Origin of the sequence: Pseudomonas oryzihabitans, assembly GCF_007665395.1 — a bacterium.
Lineage (GTDB): Bacteria > Pseudomonadota > Gammaproteobacteria > Pseudomonadales > Pseudomonadaceae > Chryseomonas > Chryseomonas psychrotolerans_C.
In genome coordinates this window covers 174,665-188,761 of the sequence record NZ_VDND01000002.1, presented here as the reverse complement: position 1 = coordinate 188,761, position 14,097 = coordinate 174,665, and the positions used below count along the sequence as shown (strand labels likewise).

Here is a 14,097-nt window from a genome sequence, read left to right as displayed (position 1 = left end):
CTGGGCGGCAGATTCGGCAATCAGCAGAGTGTCAGAGGCGACCGAGGTCGTTGACCAAGGCCAGCAGCATCACACCCACGACGAGGCTAATACCGATCTGCATGCCCCATGTCTGCACACGCTCGGACAAGGGCCGCCCGCGAATCCACTCGACGAAGTAGAAGACCAGATGACCACCGTCGAGCACAGGGATAGGCAACAGATTCAGAACCCCCAGGCTTATGCTCAGGTACGCCAGAAAATTGAGGAAATCCCCCAGGCCTGACTGAGCCGAAGCGCCCGCCACTTTAGCAATGGTTATCGGCCCGCTCAAGTTTTTTACCGACAGCTCTCCCAGCAGCATCTTCTTCAGGGAAACCAGCGTCAGCACGCTCATCTGCCAGGTTCGGCCGATTCCTTCGCCAATGGCGGCCACCGGTCCATAGCTGATTTCGCGAACCATTTCCGCTGGCCACTTGACCGGCGCCACACCGGCGCCGAGATAACCCGCTTCGGTCGTCTCGACGCGCCGAGCCCCCAGTTGCAGGGAGACCTCCTGCTGCTGGCCCTGACGTTCGAAGGTCAGTTTGACCCGCTGATTGGGGTGAGCCCGCACCCAGTCCACGGCCTGCTGCCAGTCGCCGATGGCGGTATCGTCGAGCGCGACCAGGCGATCTCCCGCCTGCAGCCCGGCGGCCTGGGCAGGACCCGCCGGATCCAGTTCGGCGAAGACCGCGGGAATGTGCGGCCGCCAGGGTTTCAGGCCCAGCGCCTGGATCGGATCCGGGTCTTCCGCGCCGCGCAACCAGGCGTGGAGCTGGATGACGCTGCTCTGCTCGGCGGTGGTGCCCGGCACCGTGTAACGGACGCGCAGCGGACCGCTCTCACCCAGGCGGTCGACCAGTCGCAGGTTGACCGCCGACCAGCTGTCCACCGGAGCATCGTCCACGGCAATCAGTTCCGCCCCTGCCGGGATACCGGCCAGGGCGGCGGGAGTATCGGCGACTACCGACCCCACCACCGGACGCGGCTGTTGGGAGCCGAGCATGGCGAGCAGCCAGAAGAACAGGATGGCCAGCAGGAAATTGGCGATCGGACCCGCAGCGACGATGGCGATGCGCTGGCGAACCGTCTTGCGATTGAAGGCGGCATGTTGCTCCTCCAGCGCGACCGGCGCTTCGCGCTCGTCGAGCATCTTGACGTAGCCGCCAAGCGGGATGGCGGCTACCACGAACTCGGTACCCTGGCTATCGTGCCAGCGCAGCAGCGGCTTGCCGAAGCCCACGGAAAAACGCAGGACCTTGACGCCGCAACGGCGCGCCGTCCAGAAATGGCCATACTCATGGATGGTCACCAGCACGCCGAGGGCGATCAGGGTTCCCAGTATCGTGTACAGGATGGTCATTGGCTGCCTCCGCTACCTCAGTGTGCAGATTCTGCGGACTCGCAGGCCGGGTGTCGAGGCGCGGCGTCAGCCGCGCGCCAACCACTCCCGCGCCCGCCGCCGAGCGGTGGTGTCGGCCAGGAAGACGGCCTCGAGGTCATCAACCGGACCGGGCTCGGTAGCGTTCAGCACCGACTCGATCAGCAGCGGAATCTGGGTGAAGCCCAGCTGACCGTCCAGGAAGGCCTCGACAGCGATCTCGTTGGCCGCATTGAGCGTCGCCGGCATGCAGCCACCGGCCTGGGCGGCTTCCCGGGCCAGGCGCAGGCAGGGGAAGCGCTCTTCGTCGGGCCGCTCGAAATCGAGCCGACCGATGGCGAACAGGTCCAGCGCCGAGACCCCGGATGCGATGCGCTCGGGCCAGGCCAGGGCATGCGCGATGGGGGTACGCATGTCGGGATTGCCCAGTTGGGCCAGCACCGAGCCATCCACGTAGTCCACCAGGGAATGAATGACGCTCTGGGGATGGACGACCACCTCGACCTGCTCCGGCGCCGCCGCGAACAGCCAGCAGGCCTCGATCAGCTCCAGCCCCTTGTTCATCAGGGTCGCGGAATCCACGGAAATCTTGCGCCCCATGGACCACTTGGGATGGGCACAGGCCTGCGCGGGAGTGACATCGACCAGCTGTTCGGCCGGCGTCTCACGGAACGGACCGCCCGAGGCGGTCAACAGGATCCGCCGTACACCCTTGCGCGCCAGACCTGGCGTCGCGGGATCGGCCAGGCACTGGAAGATGGCATTGTGTTCGCTATCGATGGGCAGCAGGGTCGCGCCGCTGGTCCGCACCGCCTCGATGAAGAGGGCGCCGCTCATGACCAGGGCTTCCTTGTTGGCGAGCAGCACGCGCTTGCCGGCCTTGACCGCGGCCAGCGTCGGCCTCAATCCCGCCGCACCGACGATCGCCGCCATCACGGTATCGATCTGGGGATGGGCCGCGATAGCCGCCAACCCCTCCTCCCCCACCACAATCTCGGGAGCGGTCTCGGCACCCTGCAGCAAGGCGACCAGCTGGTCGGCCGATGCCTGATCGGGCACCGCGGCATAGCTCGGCTGGAAGCGCCGGCAGAGGTCCGCCAGTTCAGCCAGCCGTCGATGACCACTGAGGGCGAAGACCTGGTAACGATCGGGATGCTGCGCCACCACATCCAGGGTACTGGCACCGATGGAGCCGGTCGCACCCAGCACGCACAGTCGCTGGAGACTCAATGCACACCCCAGCCAGCCCACCAGAGCAGCAGGGCGAACAGCGGCACGGCCGCCGTCAGACTGTCGATTCGATCCAGCACACCACCATGGCCAGGTAGCAGCTGACTGCTGTCCTTGAGGCCGGCCTGGCGCTTGAACATGCTTTCGGTGAGATCGCCGACCACGGAGATGAGCACCACGCAGGCGGCACCGATCAGGGCCTGCAGCAGATCAACCAGTCCCCAGCCGCGCACCAGGCCAAGCACCAGGGTCGCGATCAGGGCCGCGGCCAGACCGCCGTAGAGGCCTTCCCAGCTCTTGCCCGGACTCACGGCCGGCGCCAGCTTGCGCTTGCCGAAGGCCCGGCCGGAAAAATAGGCGAAGATGTCGGCCAGCCACACCAGCATCATGACCTCAAGAATTAGCAGATTGCCACCAGGTGCCGCCTTTAGCAGCATCAGGCCCTGCCAGGCCGGGACCAGGACTACCAGGCCGATGAGCAGGCGGCGCCAGGAAGCCTGCCAGGTCCTGGCACTGTCGGGATAGGTCAGGACCAGCACGGTCGCGTAGAGCCACCAGGCCAGGCTGATGAACAGCAGGCCGTGGGCGCCCGCAGGCAGCCACCAGCAAAGCAGGAGGGCCAGGGCGACCACGGCAGCATAGGCACAACGCAGGGGCTGGGCTTCCAGACCGGCCAGACGGGCCCATTCCCAGGCACCCAGCACCACCACCGCGCCGATGAACAGGGCGAAGGCCGCCCCTTCCAGCCAGAAAAATCCGGCCAGGGCGATGGGCAGGAGCACCATCGCCGTAATAACTCGCTGCTTCAGCATTAGGCGCGTAGCTCCGCTTCCACCTGTTCGCAGGTCCGCCCGAACCGCCGTTGGCGGGTGGCGAAATCGGCCAGCGCGGCCTGCATGGCCTCGTGCTTGAAGTCCGGCCAGAACAGGTCGGAGAAGTACAGCTCGGCATAGGCGATCTGCCAGAGCAGGAAATTGCTCACCCGTCGCTCGCCCCCGGTGCGGATGCACAGGTCGGGCAGCGGCAGGTCGGCGGTCGCCAGACAGCCCTGCAGCAACTCCGGCGTGATATCGCCCGGCTGCAGCGCACCCTGCTGGACCTGCACCGCCAACTGCTGGGCGGCCTGGGTGATATCCCACTGCCCCCCGTAGTTGGCGGCGATCTGCAGCACGAAACGAGTGTGATGGGCCGTGAGCGCCTCGACTTCCGCCATCGCCGCCTGCAGTTCCGGATGGAACAGCGAGCGGTCGCCGACGATGCGCAGCCGGATGCCGTTCTGGTGCAGCTTCTTGGCCTCACGCCGCAGCGCGGACAGGAAGAGCTCCATCAGGGCACCGACCTCGTCGGCCGGACGCCGCCAGTTCTCGCTGGAAAAGGCGAACAGCGTCAGCACCTCGACGCCCGCGTCGCCGCAGACCTCGATGACGGCGCGTACGGCGTCCACGCCGGCCTTGTGACCGGCGACGCCCGGCAGCAGCCGACGACGCGCCCAGCGGTTGTTCCCATCCATGATGATCGCCACGTGACGCGGCACCACCTTGCCTGGCTTGCTCATGCCCATGTTACGTCCCAACCGTTGTCAAACAGCCATCAAGTCGGTTTCCTTGGCCTCCAGCGCCTTGTCCACCTCGGCGACGTACTTGTCCGTCAGCTTCTGGACCTCGTCCTGGGCGCGACGGTCCTCGTCTTCGCTGATTTCCTTTTCCTTGAGCAGATCCTTGAGCTGAGCCAGGGCATCGCGGCGGATGTTGCGCACGGAGACCCGCGCCTGCTCGGCCTCGGCACGCGCCTGCTTGGTGAAGCCCTTGCGGGTTTCCTCGGTCAGCGCCGGCATCGGCACACGAATGGTGGTGCCCGCGGTGGCCGGGTTGAGGCCCAGGTCGGAGGTCATGATGGCCTTTTCCACGGCCTGGATCATGCTCTTGTCGAACACGCTCAGCGCCAGGGTCCGCGAATCCTCGACGGTGACGTTGGCGACCTGGCGCAGCGGGGTGTCGCTACCGTAGTAGGACACCATCACGCTATCCAGGATGCTCGGATGAGCGCGCCCGGTACGGATCTTGGCAAAGGCGTGGCCCAGGGCTTCCAGGGTCTTGGTCATGCGCGCCTGCGCATCCTTCTTGATCTCGTCGATCATGCTGCTCCCTCCTCGATCAGGGTACCCTCGCCACCACCCACCACGATGTTGAGCAGGGCGCCGGGCTTGTTCATGTTGAAGACCCGCAGCGGCATGTTGTGGTCACGGCACAGGCAGATGGCCGTGAGATCCATGACACCCAGCTTGCGGTCGAGCACCTCGTCGTAGGTCAGGCGCTCGAATTTTTCGGCATTGGGATCCTTGAAGGGATCCGCCGTGTATACACCATCCACCTTGGTGGCCTTGAGCACCAAGTCGGCTTCCACCTCGATCGCGCGCAAGCAGGCGGCGGAATCGGTGGTGAAGAACGGATTGCCGGTACCGGCGGAGAAGATGACCACCTCGCCATCCTTCAGCTGGCGCAGGGCCTTGCGGCGATCGTACTGGTCGGTCACGCCGACCATGGAGATCGCGGACATCACCGTCGCGGGAATGTTGGAGCGCTCCAGGGCGTCACGCATGGCCAGGGCGTTCATCACGGTAGCCAGCATGCCCATGTGGTCACCGGTCACCCGGTCCATCCCGACGGCGGACAGGGCCGCACCGCGGAACAGGTTGCCACCACCGATCACCAGGCCGACCTGGACACCGATACCCACCAGCTGGCCGATTTCCAGCGACATGCGGTCCAGCACCTTCGGATCGATCCCGAAGTCTTCACTTCCCATCAGGGCTTCGCCACTGAGCTTCAGCAGAATACGCTTGTAACGGGGTTGGCGACCACTTATCTGCTGTGCCATTCACTCTCTCCTGTGGCGATGAACATGTGCGGGGGATTTTGATCCAGCGATAGGAAAGCACAACCGCAGTTGCGTTCACTCCAATCGGCAAAAAACTCCTTGGAAGACGAGAAACTAGACCTGCCTTCCAATTTGACAAAGAGGCCGCGCGCTCGAAGCGGGCGGCCTCCTGGTCAACGGCGGATGCCGGGCTTACTGCTTGCTGGCAGCCAGCTGGGCAGCCACTTCGGCAGCGAAGTCGACTTCAGCCTTCTCGATGCCCTCGCCCACTTCGTAACGCACGAAGGAGACGATCTCGGCACCGGCCTTCTTGGCCAGTTCGCCGACCTTGACTTCCGGATCCTTGATGAAGGGCTGCTCAACCAGGCTGGCTTCGGCCAGGAACTTGTTGATACGACCCTTGACCATGTTCTCCACGATGTTTTCCGGCTTGCCGGCGATCTTGTCGGCATTCAGCGCCAGGAAGATTTCCTTTTCCTTGGCGACGGCTTCTTCGGAAACCTGGGAGGGATTCAGGAACTGCGGATTGCTCGCCGCGACGTGCATGGCGATTTCCTTGGCCAGCTCGGCGGTGCCACCCTGCAGGGTGACGACCACACCGATGCGGTGACCGTGCAGGTAGGCACCGACCACATCGCCTTCGACGCGGGTCAGACGACGGATGTTGACGTTCTCGCCGCACTTGGCGACCAGGGCTTCACGCGCGCCTTCCTGGGCGGCGATCAGCGGAGCGGCGTCGCTCATCTTCTCGGTGAAAGCCTTGTCCAGACTGGCGGCGACGAAGCCCTTGAAGTCGTCCTGCAGAGCCAGGAAATCGGTCTGGGAGTTGACTTCGATGATGACGGCAGCCTTGTGGTCATCGGCAACCTTGACCGCGATGGAGCCTTCGGCAGCCACGTTACCGGCTTTCTTGGCGGCCTTGATGGCGCCCGCGGCACGCATGTCGTCGATGGCCTTCTCGATGTCGCCACCGGCAGCGGCCAGGGCCTTCTTGCAATCCATCATGCCTTGGCCGGTGCGCTCGCGCAGTTCTTTGACCAGGGCTGCAGTGATTTCTGCCATGTTTGAAATCCTCTTGAATCGGTTTCGAGGTCACTCCGCACGATGGCGGAGCCAATGAAACGCCAGTAGGCAAAAAGGGGGCTAGGCCCCCTTCTCGCTCGTCGAACCGCTCGACCCTAGGGGTCGACTCGCTCAGCCCTCGACGGCTTCGGCAGCGGCTTCTTCGACGAATTGCTCACCCGCACCACCGTTGTTGCCGCCACGGATCACGGCATCGGCAACGCTGCTCAGGTACAGAGTGACAGCACGGAAGGCGTCGTCGTTACCGGGGATGATGTAGTCCACACCTTCAGGGCTGCTGTTGGTATCGACCACGCCGATGACCGGGATGCCCAGCTTGTTGGCTTCGGTGATGGCGATGCGCTCGTGGTCGACGTCGACCACGAACAGCGCGTCCGGCAGGCCGCCCATGTCCTTGATACCACCCAGGCTGCGCTCGAGCTTCTCGAGGTCGCGGGTGCGCATCAGGGCTTCTTTCTTGGTCAGCTTGTCGAAAGTACCGTCCTGGGACTGGATTTCCAGCTCGCGCAGACGCTTGATCGAAGCACGGATGGTCTTGTAGTTGGTCAGCATGCCGCCCAACCAGCGGTGGTCGACGAAGGGCTGACCGCAACGAGCGGCTTCTTCACGAACGATCTTGCCGGCTGCGCGCTTGGTACCGACGAACAGGATCTTGTTCTTGCCGGAGGCCAGGCGCTCAACGAAGGTCAGAGCCTCGTTGAACATCGGCAGGGTCTTTTCGAGGTTGATGATGTGGATCTTGTTACGCGCGCCGAAGATGTACTTGCCCATCTTCGGGTTCCAGTAACGGGTTTGGTGGCCGAAATGCACGCCGGCTTTCAGCATGTCACGCATGGAGACTTGAGACATTTAGATGTTCCTCGTAGTCGGGTTGGGCCTCCACGCATCCCAATGACCAACTTCCCTCGGGAAGCACCCAGGTCATCGTGTCGATGCGTGTGTGGGGTTAGGAGCGCTGAAGGGCATAGCCCCGAAAAAGCGCGCGACTTTATATCACGACTTCCCGGATACCACCAGCGACGATTGCCAGATACCGGAGGTCCGGGGTACCGCCGGCGGCCACAGCGCAGGCACCAGCTCTGATAGAATAGCGGATCGAAAGCTAACGCCCGGCGTGATACCTAGAGATTTCCGATGACCGTCATCCTGAAGACCCCCGAAGACATCGCCAAGATGCGCATCGCCGGCCAGTTGGCCGCCGAGGTGCTCGAAATGCTGGACGAGCACGTGCGTCCCGGCATCACCACCGAAGAACTGGATCGGCTGGCCCACGACTACATCGTCAACGTGCAGCAGGCCATCCCTGCCCCGTTGAATTACAAGGGCTACCCTAAATCCATCTGCACCTCGCTGAACCACGTGGTCTGCCATGGCATTCCCAATGACAAGCCGCTCAAGGCCGGCGACATCATGAACGTGGACATCACCGTGATCAAAGACGGCTATCACGGCGATACCAGCAAGATGTACCTGGTGGGCGACGTCCCCGAATGGGCCGACCGGCTCTGCCAGGTCACCCAGGAATGCCTCTACAAGGGCATCTCCCTGGTCCGTCCGGGCGCGCGCCTGGGCGACATCGGCGAGATCATCCAGAAGCACGCCGAGAAGAACGGCTTCTCGGTGGTCCGCGAATACTGCGGCCATGGCATCGGCAAGGGCTTCCACGAGGAACCACAGGTGGTGCACTACGGGCGCGCCGGCACGGGCCTCGAGCTGCAAGCCGGGATGATCTTCACCATCGAGCCGATGATCAACCAGGGTCGCTACGAGACCCGCCTGCTGGGCGACGGCTGGACCGCCATCACCAAGGACCGCAAGCTGTCCGCGCAGTGGGAGCACACGGTGCTGGTCACCGACCAGGGTTACGAGATCCTGACCCTGAGAAAGGACGAAACCTTTCCCCGCGTTTCTGCGTGAGTGAGCGCCCATGCCCCAGGTCGATTCGGAGTTGTTCGACGCCGGCCAGTTCCAGGCTGAGCTTTCGCTGAAAGCCAGCCCTATCGCGGCCTTCAAGAAATTCATCCGGGCCGCGAACGCCACCCTCGATGCCCGCTTCCTGGCGGGCCGCAGCGTGCGCCGGCTGGTCGAGGACCGTGCCTGGTTCATCGACCAGATGCTGGTCGCGGCCTGGAATCGCTTCGAGTGGCCCGCCGACGGCATCGCCTTGCTGGCGGTGGGGGGCTATGGCCGCGGTGAATTGCACCCGCACTCGGACATCGACCTGCTGATCCTGCTCGCCGAAGAAGAGCAGGAGCGCTTCCGCGAGTCCATCGAGGGCTTCCTGACCCTACTGTGGGACGTCGGCCTGGCCGTGGGGCAAAGCGTGAGATCCCTGCGCGAATGCGCCACCGAGGCGCTGGCCGACCTGACGGTGATCACCAACCTGATGGAAAGCCGCACCCTGGCCGGCCCCGAACCGCTGCGCCAGGCGATGCTGGCGGCGACCAGCGTCGAGCACCTCTGGCCCGGACGCGCCTTCTATCTGGCCAAGCGTGCCGAGCAGAGCGCGCGCCACGCCAAGTACAACGACACCGAATACAACCTCGAGCCCAATGTGAAGGGCTCGCCGGGTGGCCTGCGCGACATCCAGACGCTGCTGTGGATCGCCCGCCGCCAGTTCGGCACCCTCAATCTGCAGGCCCTGGTGGGCCAAGGCTTCCTGACCGAAAGCGAATGCGGGCTGCTGATCTCGGCGCAGGAATACCTGTGGAAGGTCCGCTACGCCCTGCACATGCTCGCCGGTCGTGCCGAAGATCGGCTGCTGTTCGACCACCAGCGGCGCATCGCCAACCTGCTCGGCTACGAGGACAACGACGCCAAGCTGGCGGTAGAGCGCTTCATGCAGAAGTACTACCGGGTGGTGATGGACGTCTCCCAGCTCAGCGATGTGGTGATGCAGCACTTCGAGGAAGTGAATCTGCGCGACGAGCAGGTGCCCGCCGCGGCGATCCCGCTCAACAACAGATTCCAGATCCGCAATGGCTATCTGGAGGTGGTGCACCCCCAGGTGTTCTTGCGCACCCCCTTCGCCCTGATGGAGCTGTTCGTCCTGCTGGCGCAGAATCCTGAGATCAAGGGGCCCAGCGCCGGCACCATCCGCCTGTTGCGCGACAGCCGCTCGCTGATCGACGACGCCTTCCGCCAGGACATTCGCAATACCAGCCTGTTCATCGAATTGCTCAAGAGCGAATCCGGCATCCATCGCAACCTGCGCCGGATGAACCGCTACGGACTGCTGGGTCTCTACCTGCCCGAATTCGGCCAGATCGTCGGCCAGATGCAGCACGACCTCTTCCACATCTATACGGTGGATGCCCACACCCTCAACCTCATCAAGCACCTGCGCAAGATGAGCTACGACGTCCTGGCCGAGAAGTATCCGCTGGCGACCCGGGTGATCCACAAGCTGCCCAAGCCGGAGCTGATCTATATCGCCGGGCTGTACCACGACATCGCCAAGGGCCGCGGTGGGGACCACTCGGAACTGGGCGCGGCGGACGTGGAAGCCTTCGGCCGGCGCCATCAGCTGCCGGACTGGGACACCCGCTTGGTCAGCTGGCTGGTGCGCAACCACCTGGTGATGTCCACCACCGCCCAGCGCAAGGACCTGTCCGATCCGCAGGTGATCCACGACTTCGCCCTGACCGTGGGCGATCACACGCACCTGGACTATCTCTACGTCCTCACAGTGGCCGATATCACCGCGACCAACCCCTCGCTGTGGAACTCCTGGCGCGCGACCCTGCTTCGCCAGCTCTACACCGAGACCAAGCGCGCCCTGCGCCGGGGCCTGGAAAACCCGGTCAACCGTGAGGAGCAGATCCGCAGCACCCAGCAATCGGCGCTGGATACCCTGATGCGCCGCGGGGTGGATGCCGATGCCGCCGAGCAGCTCTGGTCCCAGCTGGGAGATGCCTATTTCCTGCGCCATACCGCGCTGGACGTGGCCTGGCATACCGAGGCCATCCTCGGCCACGGCGATACCGCCGAGCCCCTGGTATTGATCCGCGAAACCACCCAGCGCGACTCCGAGGGCGGTACCCAGATCTTCATCTATGCGGCCGACCAGCACGACTTCTTCGCGGTGACCGTGGCGGTGATGGACCAGCTCAACCTGAACATTCAGGACGCACGCATCATCACCTCCACCAGCCAGTTCACCCTGGACACCTACATCGTGCTGGATACCGATGGCGGCTCGATCGGCAACAACCCGGCACGCATCGCCCAGATCCGCGCCGGCCTGATCGAGGCGCTCAAGCATCCGGAGGAGTACCCGAGCATCATCAACCGGCGGGTCACCCGGCAGCTCAAGCATTTCGCCTTCTCCCCCCAGGTGAACATCTATACCGACACCGCGCGCTCGGCGAGCCTGATCGAACTGACGGCGCCGGACCGTCCCGGCCTGCTGGCCCGGGTGGGACGGATCTTCCTCGATTTCGACCTGTCCGTGCTCAACGCCAAGATCGCCACCCTCGGCGAGCGCGTGGAGGACGTCTTCTACGTCACCGACGCCGACGGCCGCCCGCTGTCGGACCCCAGCCTGTGCGCCGCCGTCCAGCAAGCCCTGATCAAGCAACTGGGCGAGCCGGACCGCCAGACACCGCTCAGCCGCATCAGCATCTAGACCCTAGCGCCTCGAACGAAGGACCACCCGACGATGAATCCCACCCTCGACCTGCTGCCCCCCTATCCGTTCGAGAAGCTCCGCGCCCTGCTCGCCGGCGTTACCGCCCCGGCCGCCCTCAAGCCCATTCCGCTGTCGATCGGCGAGCCCAAGCACCCGGCACCCGCCTTCGTCGCCGAAGCCCTGACGGCCAACCTGGATCAACTGGCGGTCTACCCTACCACCCTCGGCATCGCCGACCTGCGCGAAGCCATCGCCGCCTGGGCCGGCCAGCGCTTCGCCGTGCCGGCAGGCTGGCTGGACCCGGCACGCCACGTGCTGCCGGTCACCGGCACCCGGGAAGCGCTGTTCTCCTTCACCCAGGCGGTGGTGGAGCGCGACCAGGGGGGCCTGGTGCTCAGTCCCAACCCCTTCTATCAGATCTACGAAGGTGCCGCGCTGCTGGCCGGGGCCGAGCCCCACTACCTGCCGTGCCTCGACGATAATGGCTTCAACCCGGACTTCGACAGCGTGCCGGACGAGGTCTGGCAGCGCTGCCAACTGCTGTTCCTCTGCTCGCCCGGCAACCCCACAGGGGCCCTGCTGCCGCTGGAGACGCAGAAGCAGCTCATCGAACTGGCCGATCGCCATGACTTCGTGATCGCCGCCGACGAGTGCTACAGCGAACTCTACTTCGACGAGGCCAGCCCACCGCCCGGCCTGCTCACCGCCTGCGCCGAGTTGGGTCGTAGCGACTTCGCCCGCTGCGTGGTCTTCCACAGCCTGTCCAAGCGCTCCAATCTGCCGGGCATGAGATCGGGCTTCGTCGCGGGGGACGCCGCCATTCTCAAGCGCTTCCTGCTCTACCGCACCTACCATGGCTGCGCCATGCCGGTGCAGGTACAGAAGGCCAGCGCCGTCGCCTGGCGCGACGAAGTCCATGTGCGCGAGAACCGCGACCTCTATCGGCAGAAGTTCGCCGCCGTGCTGGATGTCCTGCAGGGCAGCCTCGACGTATCCCTGCCCGACGGCGGCTTCTACCTCTGGGCGAAGACGCCGGGGGATGACGAAAGCTTCGCCCGCGAACTCTTTGCCAGGGAACACGTCACCGTGGTGCCCGGGTCCTACCTGTCGCGGGAAGTCGACGGTATCAATCCCGGCGCCGGACGGGTACGCATGGCGCTGGTCGCGCCACTGGCGGAATGCGTGGAGGCGGCGGAGCGCATCCGCCGCTTCTGCAGCCGTTAGCGGTTGCCCTGATCGCGCATCAGCGCGGTCTCCTGGATATCCAGTTCACGCAGGAATTCTGTGACCACCAGGTCATCGATCACCCCGGCGATGCGCAGCCGATAGAGTTCGCGCCGCTGGGCGCGGATGGCGAGCAGGCGCAGCTCGCCATCCAGGCTATCCCGCTGCCGGGCCAGGGTCCGGGCATCCTCGCTGTCGTCGGCGGAACTCAGTTCGTCGCGGAATTCCGCGATGATGCCGGCCTTGATCTCCGCCTGCAGCGCCGCCCTCGCCGGCTCGTCGGCGTCGCTGGATGCCACGTCTTCCAAGGCGCTGATGGCGGCCCGGGCGGCGTTGATCCGCACCTCGCAGCGCTCGCGCTCCAGCAGGTCGTTGGATTGCTCCGGCAGCCGCGCCAGGAGCAAGGGGATGCCGATGCTCGCCACCACCAGTGACAGCAGGATGACCCCGGCGGCGATGAACACCAGCACATCGCGCAGGGGAAAGGGCGTGCCATCCGCCAGCACCAGCGGCAGCGACAGCACACCGGCCAGGGTCACCGCACCGCGTACGCCACTGAGCGAGGCGATGGCGGCGATGTAGCGGGGATCGCCGGCGACGGTGACGGGCCCCGCGCCAGGCTGGCTCAGGTGCCAGTAGCCGAGGATCACCCCGAAGCGGATGGCCATGATCACCGCGTAGGCGCCCAGCACATAGAGCCCCAGCCAGCCCGCGGCCGGCCAGAGCGGTTGGGAGGCCGGCAGGGCCGCCGCCAGGATATCGGGGAGTTGCAACCCCAGGATGAGGAACACCAGACCGTTGAAGGCGAACTCCACCAGGCCCCAGACGCTATGATTGAGCAGGCGGGTGGCGGTCTGCCGGGGCAGCATGTCGACGCGACTCTGCATCATGCCGGCGGCGACGGCCGAGAGGATGCCCGAGACGCCCAGCCGCTCCGCCAGCACATAGGCGGCAAAGGGCAGCAACAGCATGAAGACGACATGGGGCGCGGCATCGCTCCAACCCCGCTTGACCACCATCCAGGCCCGTGCCCGGCCGACCAGCCAGCTCAGGACCCCACCGACCAGCACACCGCCCACCGCGACGATGACGAATTCCAGGCTAGCCTGGCTCAGCGAGAAGACGCCGGTCAGGGCCGCCGCCACGGCGAACTTGAAGGTCACCAAACCGGAGGCGTCGTTGAGCAGGGCCTCGCCCTGGATCACGTGCAGCAACGCGCTGGGCAGGCGGCCCCGGACGATGCTGGAAACGGCCACGGCATCGGTGGGCGACAGTACGGCGGCCAGGGCGAAGGCCACCGCCCAGGGCAGATGCAGCATCCAGTGCAGGAACCAGCCGGCACCCAGCACCGTGAGGAACACCAGGCCGAAGGCCAGCACGAAGATGGGCCGTCGCAGCCGCCAGAACTCGCGCTTGGGCATGCGCCAGCCGTCGGAGAACAGCAGCGCCGGGATGAACAGCAGCAGGAACAGCTCGGGATCCAGGGCGACGTGCAGCCCCAGGGTCGGCCAGGCGAGCAAGGCGCCGACCACCACCTGGATCAGGGGCAGCGGAATGGGGATGAGGTGGGCGCTGAGACGGGTGGCACCCACCATCAGCAAGAGGATCAGAGCGGTATAGAGAATCTGCACGGCGGTCTCGCGGTCAGGGT

At 65.1% G+C, this 14,097-nt stretch carries 12 protein-coding genes; 3 read left to right on the top strand and 9 right to left on the bottom strand.

Annotation, left to right across the window (positions count from 1 at the left end):
* Positions 1 to 31: 31 nt before the first annotated feature.
* The 8 genes from rseP to rpsB all read right to left on the bottom strand — a co-directional run bounded on the left by rseP (position 32) and on the right by rpsB (position 7,441).
* Positions 32 to 1,384, bottom strand: coding sequence for an RIP metalloprotease RseP (gene rseP, locus FSV73_RS04775; RefSeq protein ID WP_145004683.1), 1,353 nt, complete (start codon positions 1,382 to 1,384; stop codon positions 32 to 34).
* Between the two features lie 66 nt (positions 1,385 to 1,450).
* Complete coding sequence (gene ispC, locus FSV73_RS04770) at positions 1,451 to 2,632, bottom strand: 1-deoxy-D-xylulose-5-phosphate reductoisomerase (RefSeq protein WP_145004680.1); 1,182 nt, start codon at positions 2,630 to 2,632, stop codon at positions 1,451 to 1,453.
* A complete protein-coding gene (locus FSV73_RS04765) occupies positions 2,629 to 3,444 on the bottom strand; it encodes a phosphatidate cytidylyltransferase (protein WP_145004677.1) in 816 nt (271 codons plus the stop codon). The genes ispC and FSV73_RS04765 overlap by 4 nt, the downstream gene beginning before the upstream one ends.
* Positions 3,444 to 4,193, bottom strand: a complete 750-nt coding sequence (gene uppS / locus FSV73_RS04760) for a polyprenyl diphosphate synthase (protein WP_186309157.1) — start codon at positions 4,191 to 4,193, stop codon at positions 3,444 to 3,446. The genes FSV73_RS04765 and uppS overlap by 1 nt, the downstream gene beginning before the upstream one ends.
* Positions 4,194 to 4,211: 18 nt before the next feature.
* Positions 4,212 to 4,769: a ribosome recycling factor gene (frr, locus tag FSV73_RS04755; RefSeq protein ID WP_145004670.1), complete on the bottom strand. Its 558-nt coding sequence runs from the start codon at positions 4,767 to 4,769 to the stop codon at positions 4,212 to 4,214.
* Complete coding sequence (gene pyrH, locus FSV73_RS04750) at positions 4,766 to 5,509, bottom strand: UMP kinase (protein WP_145004667.1); 744 nt, start codon at positions 5,507 to 5,509, stop codon at positions 4,766 to 4,768. Before pyrH ends, frr begins: the two co-directional genes overlap by 4 nt.
* A 192-nt stretch (positions 5,510 to 5,701) precedes the next feature.
* On the bottom strand, positions 5,702 to 6,571 hold the full coding sequence (gene tsf / locus FSV73_RS04745) for a translation elongation factor Ts (RefSeq protein ID WP_145004664.1): 870 nt from the start codon (positions 6,569 to 6,571) through the stop codon (positions 5,702 to 5,704).
* 132 nt (positions 6,572 to 6,703) lie between these two features.
* Positions 6,704 to 7,441: a 30S ribosomal protein S2 gene (gene rpsB, locus FSV73_RS04740; RefSeq protein WP_145004662.1), complete on the bottom strand. Its 738-nt coding sequence runs from the start codon at positions 7,439 to 7,441 to the stop codon at positions 6,704 to 6,706.
* A 285-nt stretch (positions 7,442 to 7,726) separates the two neighbouring features.
* On the opposite strand from rpsB, the gene map reads away from it, so the two are divergent.
* Genes map through dapC form a run of 3 tightly spaced genes read left to right on the top strand, consistent with a single transcriptional unit; the run spans position 7,727 to position 12,446 of the window.
* On the top strand, positions 7,727 to 8,509 hold the full coding sequence (gene map, locus FSV73_RS04735) for a type I methionyl aminopeptidase (protein WP_145004659.1): 783 nt from the start codon (positions 7,727 to 7,729) through the stop codon (positions 8,507 to 8,509).
* A 10-nt stretch (positions 8,510 to 8,519) separates the two neighbouring features.
* A complete protein-coding gene (locus FSV73_RS04730) occupies positions 8,520 to 11,219 on the top strand; it encodes a [protein-PII] uridylyltransferase (RefSeq protein WP_145004657.1) in 2,700 nt (899 codons plus the stop codon).
* Between the two features lie 33 nt (positions 11,220 to 11,252).
* Positions 11,253 to 12,446 (top strand): succinyldiaminopimelate transaminase, encoded by a 1,194-nt coding sequence (dapC, locus tag FSV73_RS04725; RefSeq protein ID WP_145004654.1) that lies wholly within the window; start codon positions 11,253 to 11,255, stop codon positions 12,444 to 12,446.
* Here the strand turns inward: dapC and FSV73_RS04720 are convergent.
* A complete protein-coding gene (locus FSV73_RS04720) occupies positions 12,443 to 14,077 on the bottom strand; it encodes a Na+/H+ antiporter (RefSeq protein ID WP_145004652.1) in 1,635 nt (544 codons plus the stop codon). The genes dapC and FSV73_RS04720 overlap by 4 nt on opposite strands.
* Positions 14,078 to 14,097: the final 20 nt, after the last annotated feature.

Coding starts and splice junctions, on each gene's coding strand:
- dapC (WP_145004654.1), top strand. CDS start 11,253: ATGAATCCCACCCTCGACCTGCTGCCCCCCTATCCGTTCGAGAAGCTC.
- FSV73_RS04730 (WP_145004657.1), top strand. CDS start 8,520: ATGCCCCAGGTCGATTCGGAGTTGTTCGACGCCGGCCAGTTCCAGGCT.
- pyrH (WP_145004667.1), bottom strand. CDS start 5,509: ATGGCACAGCAGATAAGTGGTCGCCAACCCCGTTACAAGCGTATTCTG.
- frr (WP_145004670.1), bottom strand. CDS start 4,769: ATGATCGACGAGATCAAGAAGGATGCGCAGGCGCGCATGACCAAGACC.
- uppS (WP_186309157.1), bottom strand. CDS start 4,193: ATGGGCATGAGCAAGCCAGGCAAGGTGGTGCCGCGTCACGTGGCGATC.
- FSV73_RS04765 (WP_145004677.1), bottom strand. CDS start 3,444: ATGCTGAAGCAGCGAGTTATTACGGCGATGGTGCTCCTGCCCATCGCC.
- tsf (WP_145004664.1), bottom strand. CDS start 6,571: ATGGCAGAAATCACTGCAGCCCTGGTCAAAGAACTGCGCGAGCGCACC.
- rseP (WP_145004683.1), bottom strand. CDS start 1,384: ATGACCATCCTGTACACGATACTGGGAACCCTGATCGCCCTCGGCGTG.
- rpsB (WP_145004662.1), bottom strand. CDS start 7,441: ATGTCTCAAGTCTCCATGCGTGACATGCTGAAAGCCGGCGTGCATTTC.
- map (WP_145004659.1), top strand. CDS start 7,727: ATGACCGTCATCCTGAAGACCCCCGAAGACATCGCCAAGATGCGCATC.